The organism is Mongoliimonas terrestris (assembly GCF_001927285.1).
In the GTDB taxonomy this organism is placed as follows: Bacteria; Pseudomonadota; Alphaproteobacteria; order Rhizobiales; family Pleomorphomonadaceae; genus Chthonobacter; species Chthonobacter terrestris.
Window position 1 is genome coordinate 49887 of the sequence record NZ_MSIG01000006.1, and the last position, 16003, is coordinate 65889.

The 16003-nt window shown below is 68.4% G+C and carries 13 protein-coding genes; 11 read left to right on the forward strand and 2 right to left on the reverse strand.

The window, feature by feature from the left end:
- Positions 1-155: 155 nt before the first annotated feature.
- The 11 genes from gyrA (at position 156) to BUQ68_RS10270 (ending at position 13701) form a co-directional block, all read left to right on the forward strand.
- Positions 156-2840, forward strand: a complete 2685-nt coding sequence (gene gyrA, locus BUQ68_RS10220; protein WP_210215626.1) for a DNA gyrase subunit A — start codon at positions 156-158, stop codon at positions 2838-2840.
- Between the two features lie 687 nt (positions 2841-3527).
- Positions 3528-3890, forward strand: coding sequence for an FtsB family cell division protein (locus BUQ68_RS10225; protein WP_075215875.1), 363 nt, complete (start codon positions 3528-3530; stop codon positions 3888-3890).
- Positions 3891-4182: 292 nt separating this feature from the next.
- Positions 4183-5232 (forward strand): pyruvate dehydrogenase (acetyl-transferring) E1 component subunit alpha, encoded by a 1050-nt coding sequence (gene pdhA, locus BUQ68_RS10230; RefSeq protein ID WP_075215876.1) that lies wholly within the window; start codon positions 4183-4185, stop codon positions 5230-5232.
- A 26-nt stretch (positions 5233-5258) separates the two neighbouring features.
- Entirely contained in the window at positions 5259-6671 is a 1413-nt protein-coding gene (locus BUQ68_RS10235) for a pyruvate dehydrogenase complex E1 component subunit beta (protein WP_075215877.1), read from the forward strand.
- An 11-nt stretch (positions 6672-6682) separates the two neighbouring features.
- On the forward strand, positions 6683-8077 hold the full coding sequence (locus tag BUQ68_RS10240) for a pyruvate dehydrogenase complex dihydrolipoamide acetyltransferase (protein ID WP_075215878.1): 1395 nt from the start codon (positions 6683-6685) through the stop codon (positions 8075-8077).
- 107 nt (positions 8078-8184) lie between these two features.
- The gene (locus BUQ68_RS10245) at positions 8185-8496 is read left to right on the forward strand and encodes a GIY-YIG nuclease family protein (RefSeq protein WP_075215879.1); all 312 of its coding nucleotides are present in this window, start codon (positions 8185-8187) and stop codon (positions 8494-8496) included.
- A gap of 195 nt (positions 8497-8691) precedes the next feature.
- Entirely contained in the window at positions 8692-10128 is a 1437-nt protein-coding gene (gene lpdA / locus BUQ68_RS10250; RefSeq protein WP_075215880.1) for a dihydrolipoyl dehydrogenase, read from the forward strand.
- Positions 10129-10422: 294 nt separating this feature from the next.
- A complete protein-coding gene (locus BUQ68_RS10255; protein ID WP_280949699.1) occupies positions 10423-11535 on the forward strand; it encodes a methyl-accepting chemotaxis protein in 1113 nt (370 codons plus the stop codon).
- 160 nt (positions 11536-11695) lie between these two features.
- The gene (locus BUQ68_RS10260; protein WP_083656462.1) at positions 11696-11950 is read left to right on the forward strand and encodes a GlsB/YeaQ/YmgE family stress response membrane protein; all 255 of its coding nucleotides are present in this window, start codon (positions 11696-11698) and stop codon (positions 11948-11950) included.
- 214 nt (positions 11951-12164) lie between these two features.
- Positions 12165-13127 (forward strand): lipoyl synthase, encoded by a 963-nt coding sequence (lipA, locus tag BUQ68_RS10265; RefSeq protein ID WP_075215882.1) that lies wholly within the window; start codon positions 12165-12167, stop codon positions 13125-13127.
- Between the two features lie 124 nt (positions 13128-13251).
- Positions 13252-13701 (forward strand): type II toxin-antitoxin system RatA family toxin, encoded by a 450-nt coding sequence (locus tag BUQ68_RS10270; RefSeq protein ID WP_075215883.1) that lies wholly within the window; start codon positions 13252-13254, stop codon positions 13699-13701.
- Between the two features lie 475 nt (positions 13702-14176).
- Here BUQ68_RS10270 and BUQ68_RS10275 read toward each other — a convergent pair whose 3' ends face one another.
- Positions 14177-14674, reverse strand: a complete 498-nt coding sequence (locus BUQ68_RS10275) for a CinA family protein (RefSeq protein WP_075215884.1) — start codon at positions 14672-14674, stop codon at positions 14177-14179.
- Entirely contained in the window at positions 14671-15912 is a 1242-nt protein-coding gene (locus BUQ68_RS10280) for a bifunctional 2-C-methyl-D-erythritol 4-phosphate cytidylyltransferase/2-C-methyl-D-erythritol 2,4-cyclodiphosphate synthase (protein ID WP_245293214.1), read from the reverse strand. The genes BUQ68_RS10275 and BUQ68_RS10280 overlap by 4 nt, the downstream gene beginning before the upstream one ends.
- Positions 15913-16003: the final 91 nt, after the last annotated feature.

Below are 16003 nucleotides of genomic sequence, written 5' to 3' on the forward strand. Positions count from 1 at the left end.
GACCGGTCCCGGTGGCTTTCACACCGTGGAATCGGATATGACCGTTCCTACGCGTAACAGAAGAAAAGAGCCTCGACTTGGCCGACGAGACCGAACGCCCGACCGGCGGTGGCGACCACCCCGCCGACATCCGCCCGATCTCGATCATCGATGAGATGAAGCGCAGCTATCTCGATTACGCCATGAGCGTGATCGTCAGCCGTGCGCTGCCCGACGTCCGCGACGGGCTGAAGCCCGTGCACCGGCGCATTCTCTATTCGATGTATGAGAACGGCTACGAGTGGAACAAGCCGTATCGCAAGTCGGCCCGCATCGTCGGCGACGTGATCGGTAAGTATCACCCGCACGGCGACCAGTCGATCTACGACGCGCTCGTGCGCATGGCGCAGACCTTCTCCATGCGCCTGCCGCTGATCGACGGCCAGGGCAACTTCGGTTCGGTGGACGGCGATCCGGCCGCGGCCATGCGCTACACCGAAGTGCGCCTCCAGAAGGTGACGAACGCGCTCACCGACGACCTGGACAAGGACACCGTCGACTTCACGCCCAATTACGACAATTCCGAGCGCGAGCCGTCGGTGCTGCCGGCGCGCTTCCCGAACCTGCTCGTCAACGGCGCCGGCGGCATCGCCGTCGGCATGGCGACCAACATCCCGCCGCACAACCTCGGCGAGGTGATCGACGCCACCATCCGCCTCATGGACCAGCCGGAGACCGAGATCGAGGACCTGATGGAGCTGATCCCCGGTCCGGATTTCCCGACCGGCGCCCAGATCCTCGGCCGCTCCGGCATCCGCCAGGCCTATCTCACCGGCCGCGGCTCGGTGGTGATGCGCGGCCGCGCCACGGTGGAGACCGTGCGCAAGGAGCGCGAGGCCATCATCATCCACGAGATCCCCTACCAGGTGAACAAGGCCACCATGGTGGAGAAGATCGCCGAACTCGTCCGCGAGAAGCGGGTGGAGGGCATCTCCGATCTTCGCGACGAGTCCGACCGCGACGGCATGCGCGTGGTCATCGAGTTGAAGCGCGACGCGGTCGCCGACGTGGTGCTGAACCAGCTCTACCGCTTCTCGCCGCTGCAGACCTCGTTCGGCGTCAACATGGTGGCGCTGAACGGCGGCCGCCCGCAGCTGATGACCATCAAGGACGTGCTCGCGGCCTTCATCAGCTTCCGCGAGACCGTCGTCAGCCGGCGAACCAAGTTCCTGCTCGCCAAGGCGCGCGACCGGGCCCACGTGTTGGTGGGCCTTGCCATCGCGGTCGCCAACATCGACGAGGTCATCGCCCTCATCCGCAACGCGCCGGACCCGGCGACCGCGCGCGAACAGCTGATGACGCGCCGCTGGCCGGCCTACGACGTCGCCCCGCTGATCCAGCTGATCGACGACCCGCGCCACACGGTCAACGAGGACGGCACCTACAACCTCTCCGAGGAGCAGGCCCGCGCCATCCTCGACCTCCGCCTGCAGCGCCTCACCGCGCTTGGCCGCGACGAGATCGCCGAGGAGCTGAACAAGCTCGCCGACGAGATCAAGGAATATCTCGCCATCCTCGGCTCGCGCGAGCGGATCATGCAGATCATTCGCGACGAGCTTCTGGAGATCAAGACCGCCTTCGCCACGCCGCGCCGCACCGAGATCCTCGACAGCGACGCCGACATGGAGGACGAGGACCTGATCGCCCGCGAGGACATGGTGGTGACGGTCAGCCACGCGGGCTACATCAAGCGCGTGCCGCTCTCCACCTACCGGGCGCAGCGGCGGGGCGGCAAGGGCCGCTCCGGCATGACGACGAAGGACGAGGATTTCGTCACCCGTCTGTTCATCGCCAACACCCACACGCCGGTGCTGTTCTTCTCCTCGCGCGGCATCGTCTACAAGATGAAGGTCTGGCGGCTGCCGCTCGCCAACCCGCAGTCGCGCGGCAAGTACATCAAGAACCTGCTGCCGCTGCGCGAAGACGAGCGCATCACCTCCATCCTGGCGCTGCCGGAGGACGAGGCGACCTGGGCGGACCTCGACGTGGTGTTCGCCACCCGCCAGGGCACGGTGCGCCGGAACAAGCTCTCCGACTTCACCAGCGTGAACCGCAACGGCAAGATCGCCATGAAGTTCGACGACGAGGCGGACGGCATCGTCGGCGTGGAGACCTGCACGGAGAACGACGACTTCCTGCTCGTCACCGCCCTCGGCCAGTGCATCCGCTTCCCGGTGCCGGACGTGCGCGTGTTCAAGGGCCGCGATTCCACCGGCGTGCGCGGCATCGCGCTCGCCGACACCGACGAGATCATCTCGCTCACGATCCTGCGCCACTTCGAGGCGGCGCCGTCGGAGCGCACCGCCTACCTGAAGCAGGCGTCCGCCTTCCGCAAGGCGACTGGCGAGGAGGTCGAGGGCGACGAGCCCGCCGTGGAGGCCGACGACGCGGAGGAGGGCAACGGCGACGCCGCGCTTTCGCCGGACCGCTACGCCGCCATGAGCGCCGCCGAGCAGTTCCTCCTCACCGTCAACGAGAAGGGCTACGGCAAGCGCTCGTCGTCCTTCGAGTTCCGCACCTCCGGGCGCGGCGGCAAGGGCATCAAGGCCACCGACCAGACCAAGCTCGACGAGATCGGCAAGCTCGTCGCCGCTTTCCCGGTGGAATCGACCGACCAGATCATGCTGGTCTCCAACGGCGGCCAGGTGATCCGCGTGCCGGTGGAAGGCATCCGCATGGTCTCCCGCGCCTCCAAGGGCGTGCGCATCTTCAACACCGCCGGCGCCGAGAAGGTCGTCAGCGTCGAACACATCGCCGACCTCGGCGGCGAGGAGGACGACGAGGAGTTGGGCGAGGGTTGAGCGGGGAAGGGGCCGCGCCACCGTTCGGTGGAGCGGCTGACGGGAATGTGGCGGGTGTGGTCGAAGGGAATGCGTGGGGGGCGTGGTTGCAAGGTCTGCGTGGGGGCGTGGTCGATAGGTATGCGTGGGTGGTCCGCCTCCGCGGACCATGACGGCGGTGGAGCGGGGCAGGGAGGACATCACCGGCCTTGCTCAGGGACACGCTCAGGCTCGCCCTCACCCTCACCCTCCCGATCGTCATGGTCCGCGCAGGCGGACCACCCACGCATTGCCCCGGCACCAACACCCGTGCGACCCCACCCCCACACGACCTCCGTCATCCCGGCGAACGCCGGGATCCAACCGTCCCGCCCGCCATCCGCGCCAGCCGCAAACGTCCCGGCGGACGCCGGGGCCACCCGCACCCTCGGTTGGATCCCGGCGTCCGCCGGGATGACGGCGATTTGTAAACGGCAATCCGTGAACAGCGGTCGGCGCAAGCCACACACCCCCACACCCCCCCACCGTCATGGTCCGCGCAGGCGGACCACCCACGCATCCTCCCACCCCTCCCTCGCCTTCCTTCCCTCCCCCCACTCCCCATAAGCACTCCGCATCCGTTCACCGCCTCTTTACCATGCGCGGTCACACTGGCCGGAGGTGTCGACGATCACCAGCCGCACCCCGTGCCCTGAGTTGCCCCGTCCCATGACCACGCGTCAGTACCGTCCGTCCAAGCTCCGCAGGCTCGTGCTGCCGTCGATCACGGCGGTGTTCCTTGCCTATTTCGCCTACCACGCCTTCCACGGCGAATACGGCCTCGTCGGCCGGGCGCGGCTGGAGAGCCAGGCGGAGCAGTTGGCGGGCGAACTCGCCCGGCTGAAGGACAAGCGCGGCGTGCTGGAAACCGAGGTGGGGCTGTTGCGTCCCGGCAGCCTCGACCAGGACATGGTCGACGAGCGCGCCCGCGATTCGCTCGCCATGGTGCACCCGAACGACATCGTCATCATGCGCGGCGCGTCGGCCACCGCCGTCTCCGCCGCCAACGCCCCGCTGATGGGCACGCCCTGACGGCGAACGGGCGAGCCGACACCGCCAACGCCGTTTTCACGTCATTGCGACCGGTCGACCGGTGCCGACGGTGGCGCACGCCGGTCATGCTGCACGTGCGAAAGGTTTTCCATGCCCCTTCGGCAGTGCAAATGAACTAAAGGCGAGTTCATCACCCATGATGAACCTGAACTTGGTTCATGCGCATCTCTGAAATGCGCCGTGCGCATGCGAGATGCGACAAACCGTCATTGACGGGAACACGGCAATGGGTTTCCGTCCTCCCCGGAGCGAACCCGCAGGGAGGACCCTCATGGCCGTGCGACCCCCGTCCGAGAAGCGCCAGGGCGCTTCGGCAGCGACCGATAAGGCCCGCACCACCGACGACCCGAAGATCGCCGACTTCACCAAGGACGAGGAGTTGAAGGCCTATTCGGACATGCTGTTGATCCGCCGCTTCGAGGAGAAGGCGGGCCAGATGTACGGCATGGGTCTGATCGGCGGCTTCTGCCACCTCTACATCGGCCAGGAGGCCGTGGTGGTGGGCATGCAGATGTGCATCGTGGAAGGCCAGGATCAGGTGATCACCGGCTACCGGGATCACGGCCACATGCTGGCCTGCGGAATGGACGCCAAGGGCGTGATGGCCGAGTTGACCGGCCGGCGCGGCGGCTATTCCAAGGGCAAGGGCGGCTCCATGCACATGTTCAGCCGCGAGAAGCAGTTCTTCGGCGGCCATGGCATCGTCGGCGCTCAGGTGTCGCTCGGCACCGGCCTCGGCTTCGCCAACAAGTATCGCGAGACCGACCACGTGTCGCTGACCTACATGGGCGACGGCGCGGCCAACCAGGGCCAGGTCTACGAGAGCTTCAACATGGCGCAGCTCTGGAAGCTGCCTGTGGTCTACATCATCGAGAACAACCGCTACGCCATGGGCACCTCGGTGTCGCGCGCCTCCGCGCAGACCGACTTCTCCAAGCGCGGCGTCTCGTTCGGCATCCCGGGCGAGCAGGTGGACGGCATGGATGTGCGCGCCGTCAAGGCGGCCGGCGAGCGGGCGGTGAAGCACTGCCGCGAGGGCCACGGCCCCTTCATCCTGGAAATGCAGACCTACCGCTACCGCGGCCATTCCATGTCCGATCCGGCCAAGTACCGGACCAAGGACGAGGTCTCGCGCATGCGCACCGAACACGATCCGATCGAGCAGGTCCGGGCCCGCGTGCTGGAGCGCGGCTGGGCGAGCGAGGACGAGCTGAAGGACATCGACAAGGACGTGCGCGCCGTCGTCGCCGAGGCGGCCGACTTCGCCACCCACGATTCCGAGCCCGACGTCGCCGAGCTCTGGACCGACATCCTTCTCTGATCGTCCGCCACAAGGGTTTCCGCACAATGCCGATCGACATTCTGATGCCGGCCCTCTCGCCGACGATGGAGGAGGGCAAGCTCTCCAAGTGGGTGAAGAAGGTGGGCGACGCCGTCAAATCCGGCGACGTCATCGCCGAGATCGAGACCGACAAGGCCACCATGGAGGTGGAGGCCGTCGACGAGGGAACGCTCAGCGAAATCCTCGTCGCGGAGGGCACCGAGGGCGTGAAGGTGAACACGCCGATCGCCAAGATCACCGGCGAGGGCGAGGACGCCGTCGGCGGGCCGAAGCCCGACAGCGCCGCCACCGCCTCCGCGCCGAAGTCCCCGGCCGCCCCCGAACAAGGCGAGAAGCCGGCGACGCCGGAGAATTCCGAGAAGACCGTCTCCGGCGTGCCCGCCGCCCCGGCGACCCAGCCGCTGGCGGATCCGGACCTTCCGGCCAACGTGGAATACGTCACCATGACGGTCCGCGAGGCGCTTCGCGACGCCATGGCCGAGGAGATGCGCCGCGACGGCAACGTCTTCGTCATGGGCGAGGAGGTGGCCGAATACCAGGGCGCCTACAAGATCACGCAAGGCCTCCTGCAGGAGTTCGGCGCCCGCCGGGTGGTCGACACGCCGATCACCGAGCACGGCTTCGCCGGTCTCGGCGTTGGCGCGGCCTTCTCGGGTCTTCGGCCCATCGTGGAGTTCATGACGTTCAACTTCGCCATGCAGGCGATCGACCACATCATCAACTCCGCCGCCAAGACGCTCTACATGTCCGGCGGCCAGCTCGGCTGCCCGATCGTGTTCCGCGGCCCGAACGGCGCCGCCGCCCGCGTCGGCGCCCAGCACAGCCAGGATTATGCCGCCTGGTACAGCCAGATCCCGGGCCTCAAGGTCATCCAACCCTATTCGGCGGCGGACGCCAAGGGCCTCCTCAAGGCCGCCATCCGGGATCCCAACCCGGTGGTCTTCCTGGAGAACGAGATCCTCTACGGCCAGACCTTCCAGGTGCCGAAGGTCGACGACCTGGTGCTGCCGATCGGCAAGGCGCGCGTCCACCGCAAGGGCAAGGACGTGACCATCGTCTCCTTCGGCATCGGCATGACCTACGCGGTGAAGGCCGCCGAGGAACTGGCCGGCATGGAGATCGACGCGGAGATCATCGACCTTCGCACCATCCGCCCGATGGACATCGCCACCGTGGTGGACTCGGTGAAGAAGACCGGCCGCGTGGTGACGGTGGAGGAGGGCTTCCCGCAGTCCGGCGTCGGCTCGGAGATCGCCTACCAGATTATGGCCAACGCGTTCGACTACCTGGACGCCCCGGTCGGCCGCGTCACCGGCAAGGACGTGCCGATGCCCTACGCGGCAAACCTGGAAAAACTGGCGCTGCCGAACGTCGCCGAGGTCATCGCGGCCGTGAAGGCCGTCACCTACACCGCCTGAGGAGAGACCCGATGCCGATCGAGATTTTGATGCCGGCGCTCTCTCCCACCATGGAGAAGGGCAACCTCGCCAAGTGGACGGTGAAGGAAGGCGACACGGTGAAGTCCGGCGACGTGATCGCCGAGATCGAGACCGACAAGGCCACCATGGAGGTGGAAGCCGTCGACGAGGGGACCGTGGCCAAGATCGTGGTCCCGGAAGGCACCCAGGACGTGGCGGTGAACGCCGTCATCGCGCTTCTGGCCGCCGAGGGCGAGGACGTGGCCGCCGCGGCGTCCGGCTCTGGCAACGGCGCCGCCAAGCCGGCGGCCGCGGACGCCCCGAAGGCCGAAGCCGCGCCGGTCGCCAACCCGGCGCCGGCATCGCCTCCGGGCGGCGGCTACGGCGCGGCGGCTCCGGCCCCAGTCGCCCCGACGGCTCCTGCCCCGGCCGCCAAGCCGGCCGGTGACGCCAAGGAGGGGAGGGTGTTCGCCTCGCCGCTCGCCCGCCGGGTGGCGAAGGAGAAGGGCGTCAGCCTTGCCGACATCGTCGGCTCCGGCCCGCACAACCGCATCATCCTCCGCGACGTGGCCAACGCCCAGCCGGGCGCCAAGCCCGCCGCCGCCCCGGCTCCCGCGCCCGCCGCCAAGGCGCCGGACGCCCCGAAGCCGGCCACCATGCCGGCGGGCCTGTCCGACGACGCGGTCACGCGCCTGTTCGAGCCCGGCTCCTACGAGCTCATCCCCCACGACGGCATGCGCAAGACCATCGCGCGCCGCCTGACGGAGTCCAAGCAGACCGTCCCGCACTTCTACCTGACGGTCGACATCGAGCTCGACGCGCTGCTCGCCCTCCGCGCCCAGCTCAACGACGCGGCCCCGGTGACGGACGGCAAGCCCGCCTACAAGCTCTCGGTCAACGACATGGTCATCAAGGCCATGGCGCTCGCCCTCAAGGCGGTGCCGGACGCCAACGTCTCCTGGTCCGACGGCGGCATGCTGAAGCACCGCCACGCCGACGTGGGCGTCGCCGTCTCCATCCCGGGCGGCCTGATCACGCCGATCATCCGCAAGGCTGAAACGAAGCCGCTCTCCATCATCTCCAACGAGATGAAGGACCTCGCCAAGCGCGCCCGCGACCGCAAGCTGAAGCCGGAGGAATACCAGGGCGGCACCACGGCCGTCTCCAACCTCGGCATGTTCGGCGTCAAGGACTTCGCCGCCGTCATCAACCCGCCCCACGCCACCATCCTGGCCGTCGGCGCGGGCGAGCAGCGCGCCGTCGTCAAGAAGGGCGAACTCGCCGTCGCCACGGTCATGAGCGTCACGCTCTCCACCGACCACCGGGCCGTGGACGGGGCCTTGGGCGCGGAGCTAATCCAGGCGTTCAAGGGGTATGTGGAGAAGCCGTTTTCGATGCTGGTGTGACGGGGAGGGGGGCGGGCGCCCCCTGTACTCCGACGTCATCCCGGCGGAAGCCGGGATCCAGCCGACGCATGAACTAGCTCTCCGGCTGTCAGGACCGCATGACGTGCATGCCCCTGACGACCGGAGCGCCCTTGAAGGAACCAGCCGTCTACATCCTGGCCAGCGGCCGGCGGGGCACCCTCTACACGGGGGTGACCAGCAACCTGCCGAACCGCGTCTGGGAACACAAACACAAGGTCCGTCTCGGCTTCACGGCCAAGTACCGGATCGACCGTCTGGTCTGGTTCGAGATGCACGAGACCATGGAAACGGCAATCCGCCGGGAAAAGCAGATCAAGGACTGGCGGCGGCTCTGGAAGGTCGAGTTGGTCGAGGCTTCGAACCCGGACTGGCGCGACCTCTCGGACACTTTGGCTTGACGGTGAGGGTGGCGCATCGGTCGGCTGGATCCCGGCGTTCGCCGGGATGACGGGCTCCTTCGGTCAGTACCCAACCGTCATCCCGGCGAAAGCCGGGATCCAACCGACGGGTCCACTCCATCGCCAGCGGCCGAACACGCAATACGACGACAAACGCGACGAACGACACGCCCGAGGATAAGGAAGCATCCCCCCATGTCCCAATACGACGTGATCATCATCGGCGGCGGCCCCGGCGGCTATGTCACCGCCATCCGGGCGGCGCAGCTCGGGTTCAAGACCGCCGTGGTGGAGAACAAGCATCTCGGGGGCATCTGCCTCAACTGGGGATGCATCCCGACCAAGGCGCTGCTCCGGTCGGCCGAGATCTACCACTACGCCACCCACGCGGAAGCCTACGGGCTCACCATCGAGAAGGTCGGCTTCGACCCGGCGGCGATCGTCAAGCGCTCGCGCGGGGTGTCGGCCCAGCTGAACGGCGGCGTCGGCGGGCTCCTGAAGAAGAACAAGGTGGACGTGATCTGGGGCCGGGCGTCCGTCCCGAAGGTCGGCACGGTCAAGGTCGAGGCCGCCCGCGACACCGAGTACGGCAAGCCGAACCCGGCTCCGCGCGGCGCCCTCGGGGCGGGCGAGTACCAGGCCAAGCACATCATCGTGGCGACCGGCGCGCGCCCGCGCGTGCTGCCGGGCCTGGAGCCCGACGGCAAGCTGGTGTGGACCTATTTCGAGGCCATGGTGCCGGACCGCATGCCGAAGTCGCTGCTGGTGGTCGGCTCCGGCGCCATCGGCATCGAGTTCGCCAGCTTCTACCGCACCATGGGCTCGGACGTGACGGTCGTGGAGGTGATGCCGCAGATCCTGCCCGTGGAGGACCACGAGATCGCCGAGCACGCCAGGAAGCGGTTCGAGAAGCAGGGCTTCAAGTTCCTGATCGAGGCCAAGGTCACGGCCCTTGCCAAGGGCGCCGACGACGTCACCGCCACCGTGGAGCTGAAGGACGGCTCCAAGCAACAGATCAAGGTGGACCGGGTCATCTCGGCCGTCGGCGTGGTCGGCAACATCGAGAACCTCGGCCTGGAGGCGCTCGGCGTGAAGACGGACCGGGGCTGCGTCGTCACCGACGGCCTCGGCCGCACCAACGTGCCCGGCCTCTACGCCATCGGCGACGTGGCCGGCCCGCCGATGCTCGCCCACAAGGCCGAGCACGAGGGCGTGCTGACCATCGAGGCGATCGCCGGCAAGCACGTCCATGCCATGGACAAGGCGAAGATCCCCGGTTGCACCTACTGCCATCCGCAGGTGGCATCCGTGGGTCTCACCGAGAAGCGCGCCAAGGAGGCCGGCTACGAGGTCAAGGTCGGCCGCTTCCCCTTCATCGGCAACGGCAAGGCGATCGCGCTCGGCGAGCCGGAGGGTCTGGTGAAGACCATCTTCGACGCCAAGACCGGCCAGCTTCTCGGCGCCCACATGGTCGGCGCGGAGGTGACGGAGCTGATCCAGGGCTTCGTGGTCGCCATGCAGCTGGAGACCACCGAGGAGGACCTGATGCACACGGTCTTCCCGCACCCGACCCTCTCGGAAATGATGCACGAGAGCGTGCTGTCGGCCTACGGCCGCGCCATCCACATCTGAGCCGAATCGTCGTCCGGCGCCCTCTCCGGGGCGCCGGACGGTGCAGCGCCGGCCCGCCGGAAGCGGCGGACCGGGCCAAACGGCGGTGCCGGGCTTCGACTTTCGACGAAAAACCATGTGCAGGTCATGCCGATTCTAATGCACGCCGCATCCTGCCATCGGCGCCGGGGCGATCCTGGGGTGCGGCGAGGCTCGGTAGACTTAACGAAGTGAAGCGTCCGGTTGCCCTGAAATGCATCATTCAGATGCCTTATGGTGCGGCGCCATAAGCTGTGATGCATGCAGTGAATACTCATAAAAGGCCAATATACACGCGTCGTTAAGTGCTCTCGCCAATGGTGTAGCAATCCAGCGTCAGCATCGGGGGCCGACATGACAAGTCGTGCAGTGACGGCGAACGATATCTCCTCGCGCTCTCAAGTCGCGCGGGATATTGCCGTCAGCAAGGTCGGACAGATCCGCGCCATCAACCGGCGAATGCGAATTCTTGCACTTAACGCACTCATCGAGGCGGCCCGCGCCGGCGAACTGGGGCGCGGCTTCGCAGTGGTGTCGCAGGAGGTGCGCGGCATCTCCGACGAGGTGGAGGATCTCTCCCTGTCGCTCGAAGCGGAACTCGCCGGCGAGATCGACAACCTCTCCCGCATGGCGGACGAAATGGCCCGCACCGCCCAAGGCCAGCGGCTCGTCGACCTCGCCCTCAACGGCATCGAGATCGTCGACCGGAACCTCTACGAGCGCACGTGCGACGTGCGCTGGTGGGCGACCGACAGTGCCTTCGTGAAGGCCGCGACCGAGCCGACGCCGGAAACCACCGCCTTCGCGTCGGAACGGCTCGGCGTCATTCTGCGCGCCTATACGGTCTATCTGGATCTCTGGCTGTGCGACCTGGAAGGCAAGGTGCTCGCCTCCGCAAGGGGCGGCCAGTACCCGGTCGTCGGCCGGTCGGTGGCCGACCGCTCCTGGTTCTCGCCGTCGCGGCGGCTGTCCAGCGGCGACGATTTCCACGCCGAGGACGTCACCACCGAACCGCTGCTCGACGGGCGGCAGGTGGCCACCTACACCACGGCCGTACGGGCCGGCGCCGCCACCCACGGCAAGCCGATTGGCGTCCTGGCGATCCATTTCGACTGGGAGCCCCAGGCCCGTACCATCGTGGAGGGCGTGCGCCTCAGCGAGACCGAACGGGCCAACGCCCGCGCCATGATCGTCGACGCCCGCGGCCGCGTGCTCGCCTCGTCCGACGGCCGCGGCATTCTCAGCGACCGGATCGTCCTGGAGGCCGGGGCGACGAACGGCTTTACCTTGCGGCAGGACGGCACGCTGGTGGCCTTCCACCGCACGCCCGGCTACGAGACCTACCAGGGGTTGGGCTGGGCCGGCGTCATCGAGATGCGGGTGGCCTGACGCTCGCGCGCAACGGTTGACAGCCCCGAACGTTCTGTTCCCATTTGCATTATTTATTCTGGACGTCCATGTTGACTTAACGGAAGGTGGTGTCCAATTCGGCGGTATGGCCTGATCACAGAGGGCGAGCAGCGCACCCGGCAGGCCATGGGGAACGGCCATGGGCATGGAAGGCGTCGGCTTCGTGGGGGCGATCATCGTCGGCCTCATCGCAGGGTATATCGCGGAGCGGTTGACGCGCTCCGATCATGGGCTTCTCACCAATCTCTTCCTGGGTGTCCTCGGCGCCGTGGTGATGGGATGGCTCGCCCGAAGGCTCAATTTCACCCTGGACGGTCTCGTCGAGAACTTGATCGGCGCCGTCATTGGCGCAATCGGTCTTATCACCATATATCAGGCGCTCAAGAAGGCCTGACGCCCTGCGCCTGTCGCATGGCGTCCAGAACTCTTGGATGGCTTGTCGGTCCCGCCGTCGCCGTGCGATGACAGCCGGGCACCGTTCAGCCCGGCCGCTTGCGGTGGAGCGTCGGGACGGCAGGGCCGGCACAACGGAGCCTCGACCACCCGAAGGCTCGGATCACCCGACGGCAAGAACAGCCTGAGGGCTCAGGGGAACAGAGGCGCGACGCATGGTCACTCTTCTCGACACGGTCAACACCCCGAAGGCACGCCACCCGGAAAAGGCGAAGCGGCCCGACAGCCCCGTTCTGCGCAAGCCGGAGTGGATCCGCGTCAAGGCGCCCGGTTCGCCGATCTACCGCGAGACCCAAGGCATCGTGCGGGAGAACGGCCTTGTCACCGTGTGCGAGGAGGCCGGCTGCCCGAACATCGGCGAGTGCTGGTCGAAGAAGCACGCCACCATGATGATCATGGGCGACACCTGCACCCGCGCCTGCGCCTTCTGCAACGTGAAGACCGGCATGCCCGGCCCGCTCGATCCGGCCGAGCCGGAGAACGTGGCGATCGCCGTGGAAAAGCTTGGCCTTTCCCACGTGGTGATCACCTCGGTCGACCGCGACGACCTCGCCGACGGCGGCGCGGCCCATTTCGCGGCCGTGATCCGGGCCATTCGCGCCCGCTCGCCCGCCACCACCATCGAGGTGCTGACGCCCGATTTCCTGCGCAAGCCCGGCGCCCTGGAGTTGGTCGTGGAAGCCAAGCCTGACGTTTTCAACCACAACCTGGAGACCGTGCCGTCCAAGTATCTGACGGTGCGGCCGGGCGCGCGCTACTTCCACTCCATCCGCCTGTTGCAGCGGGTGAAGGAGCTCGACCCCACCCTCTTCACCAAGTCCGGCATCATGGTCGGCCTCGGCGAGGAGCGGAACGAGATCCTGCAGCTGATGGACGACCTGCGCAGCGCCGAGGTGGACTTCCTCACCGTCGGCCAGTACCTCCAGCCGACCAAGAAGCACCACCCGATCATCCGCTTCCTGACGCCGGACGAGTTCAAGTCGATCGAGACCATCGCCTACACCAAGGGCTTCCTGATGGTGTCGTCGAGCCCGCTCACCCGCTCGTCGCACCACGCCGGCGAGGACTTCGCCCGCCTGAAGGCGGCGCGGGCGGCCCGGCAGGGCGGAAAGGCCTGATCAACGAAGATCGGCTAGTCTGACAAGATGGCCGGGCGCAAGTCCGGACGGCGCGCCGTACCCGGAAGGCGCGCCGACTGAACCGTCCTTCGAAACCCTTGCCGGGGTCGCACGTTCGCTCCCTATGCCGTCCTTTGAAACAACCCGCCGCGTCCGGCACTCCGCCGATCAGATGTTCGACCTCGTCGCCGACGTGGAGTCCTATCCGCGCTTCGTGCCGCTCTGCGAGAGCCTGACCGTGCGCGCCCGCCGGGATCAGCCCGAGGGCCGCGAGGTGCTGGTGGCCGACATGACGGTATCCTACGCCATGTTCCGCGAGACCTTCACGTCGAAGGTCACGCTCGACCGGGCCGCGCGCACCATCACGGTGGAGTATCTGGACGGCCCGTTCCGCCATCTGGAGAACGTCTGGACGTTCCGGCCGATCGACGACGGCCACGCGGACGTCCACTTCTTCATCACCTACGAGTTCAAGAGCCGCACCCTCGGCGCCCTCATGGGCGCCATGTTCGACAAGGCCTTCCGCAAGTTCGCCGAAGCCTTCGAATCCCGCGCGGACACGGTCTACGGCTGAGGGCCAGGCGGACACGGTCTACGGCTGAGGGCGGGGGCACGGGGGGCGGTCCGGCTGAGGGCCTGAGCGCACGCGCTGCCACCACGCCCTGGAGCGCACGGCGTCACCAAAGCAGTCCGCCTCGATGTCCCCGGGTCGTCACCCCGGCGAAAGCCGGGGCCCAACCGACCGCGTCATCACCCTCGCCGCCGAACACCCCCCAACGTCGGCTGGATCCCGGCTTTCGCCGGGATGACGGTCACGGATGGTGGCTGGGGATGGCGATCGCGGGTATCCGGGACGGTGAGCCCCTACACCCCATCCTCCCCGATCGTCATTGTCCGGTTCAGCCGGAAGCCGCCCTCGACGTCACCCCGGCGAAAGCCGGGGCCCAACCGACCGCGCCGACATCCGCTCCGCCGAACACCTTCCACCGTCGGCTGGATCCCGGCTTTCGCCGGGATGACGGTTGCGGGTGGCAGGTATGGGGAGCCCGTCAGTCCCTCAGGCTCTCTTCCAGCAGCCGCATCGCCGTCTCCACCGTCGCCAGCCGCACGCCCGCGCGGCCGAGGTCGCCGAAGCGGCGTTCCACGTGCCGCGTCGGCCGGCCGGTGGCGGCCAGCGCGAAGTGCACCAGGCCGACCGGCTTTTCCGCCGACCCGCCGCCCGGGCCCGCGATGCCCGTCACCGACACCGCGACGTGCGCGTCCGAGCGGGCGAGGGCGCCTTCGGCCATCGCCCGCGCCACCGGCTCGCTGACGGCGCCATGCGCCGCGATCAGGTCCGCCGGCACGCCGACGAGGTCGGTCTTCGCCCCGTTGGAGTAGGTCACGAACCCCCGGTCCACCACGTCGCTCGACCCCGGCACCTCCGTCAGCAACGCCGCGATCAGCCCGCCGGTGCAGGACTCCGCCGTGGCGATCCGCACGCCGGCCGCGCGGGCGGCGGCGACGAGGGCGGCCGCCCGGGGCACAAGGGGCGAGAGGTCCGTCACGGCGCCACCGGCAGGCGGATCGTCGCGGTCGCGATGGCCGCCAGCCCCTCGCGCCGGCCGACGGCGCCGATCTTTTCGTTGGTGGTGGCCTTCACGCCCACCCGGTCCACCGGCAGCCCGCACGCCGCCGCGATGGCCACCCGCATGGCCTCCCGGTGCGGCCCGACCTTTGGCGCCTCGGCGACGATCGTCACGTCCACATGGGCCACGATGCCGCCGCGCGCCGTCACGCGGGCGACCGCGTCGGCCAGGAAGATGGACGACGGCGCGCCCTTCCAGCGATCGTCGGCCGGCGAGAAGTGCTGGCCGATGTCCCCGTCGCCGATGGCGCCCAGGATGGCGTCCGTGATGGCGTGGAGGGCCGCGTCGCTGTCGGAATGGCCGTTCAGTTTATGGCTGTGCGGGATGCGCACGCCGCCGAGCACCACCGCGTCGCCCGGCTCGAAGCTGTGGATGTCGTAGCCGACCCCCACCCGCACGTCCGGCAGGCGCAGGAAGGTCTCGGCCGTCAGCCGCTGTTCCGCGGCGCTGAAGTCGTCGGACGTGGTCAACTTGAGGTTCCCTTCCTCGCAGGCCACCATGTGCACCGGATGGCCCGCCCATTCGGCGACGGCGCCGTCGTCGGTCAGATGGTCGATGCCGGCGGCGGCCGCCCGGCGATGCGCGTCCATGATCGTGTCGAAGCGGAAGGCCTGCGGCGTCGCGGCCCGCCAGAGCCCCTCGCGCGGGATCGTCTCGGCCACCACCCCGTCGCCGTCGGTGCGCTTCACCGTGTCGACCACCGGCACGCCCGCGAGCACGCAGGCGCGCACCTCCAGCGCCCGGATGCAGGCGTCGATGGTGGCGGCGCCCACGAACGGCCGCACCGCGTCGTGGATCAGCACCGCGTCCGGCGACGCCTCGGCGAGCGCCTCCAGGCCGAGTCGCACGCTCCTCTGCCGGGTCGCGCCGCCGGCAACCGGCGCGGCCACCCGCGGATCGTGCCCGAACGGCGCCAGGCAGGCGCCGGCAAGGTCCGCGTCGTCCGGATGGATTATTGTGGTGATCCGGCCGACGCGCGGATCGGCGAGGAAAGCCCGAAGGGTGCGCGAGAGCACCGGTTCGCCGCCGAGCGGCCGGTACTGCTTCGGCAGGCCGCCCGCCGTCCCGCCGGCCCGCAGACCCCGGCCGGCGGCCACCAGCAGCACCGCCACATTGACCATCGATGCTGCGGGTGCGAAGGATTTCCGATCAGGCATCGTCCTCGTCCCCGTGCGGGGCGTTTTTGCCAGGCGAGCGGGCGCGACAGGGGCCACCACGCGGAACGCCCAGGGCATATCGGACCCCGCA

Coding starts and splice junctions, on each gene's coding strand:
- gyrA (WP_210215626.1), top strand. CDS start 156: ATGAAGCGCAGCTATCTCGATTACGCCATGAGCGTGATCGTCAGCCGT.
- BUQ68_RS10225 (WP_075215875.1), top strand. CDS start 3,528: ATGACCACGCGTCAGTACCGTCCGTCCAAGCTCCGCAGGCTCGTGCTG.
- pdhA (WP_075215876.1), top strand. CDS start 4,183: ATGGCCGTGCGACCCCCGTCCGAGAAGCGCCAGGGCGCTTCGGCAGCG.
- BUQ68_RS10235 (WP_075215877.1), top strand. CDS start 5,259: ATGCCGATCGACATTCTGATGCCGGCCCTCTCGCCGACGATGGAGGAG.
- BUQ68_RS10240 (WP_075215878.1), top strand. CDS start 6,683: ATGCCGATCGAGATTTTGATGCCGGCGCTCTCTCCCACCATGGAGAAG.
- BUQ68_RS10245 (WP_075215879.1), top strand. CDS start 8,185: ATGCCCCTGACGACCGGAGCGCCCTTGAAGGAACCAGCCGTCTACATC.
- lpdA (WP_075215880.1), top strand. CDS start 8,692: ATGTCCCAATACGACGTGATCATCATCGGCGGCGGCCCCGGCGGCTAT.
- BUQ68_RS10260 (WP_083656462.1), top strand. CDS start 11,696: ATGGGCATGGAAGGCGTCGGCTTCGTGGGGGCGATCATCGTCGGCCTC.
- lipA (WP_075215882.1), top strand. CDS start 12,165: ATGGTCACTCTTCTCGACACGGTCAACACCCCGAAGGCACGCCACCCG.
- BUQ68_RS10270 (WP_075215883.1), top strand. CDS start 13,252: ATGCCGTCCTTTGAAACAACCCGCCGCGTCCGGCACTCCGCCGATCAG.
- BUQ68_RS10280 (WP_245293214.1), bottom strand. CDS start 15,912: ATGCCTGATCGGAAATCCTTCGCACCCGCAGCATCGATGGTCAATGTG.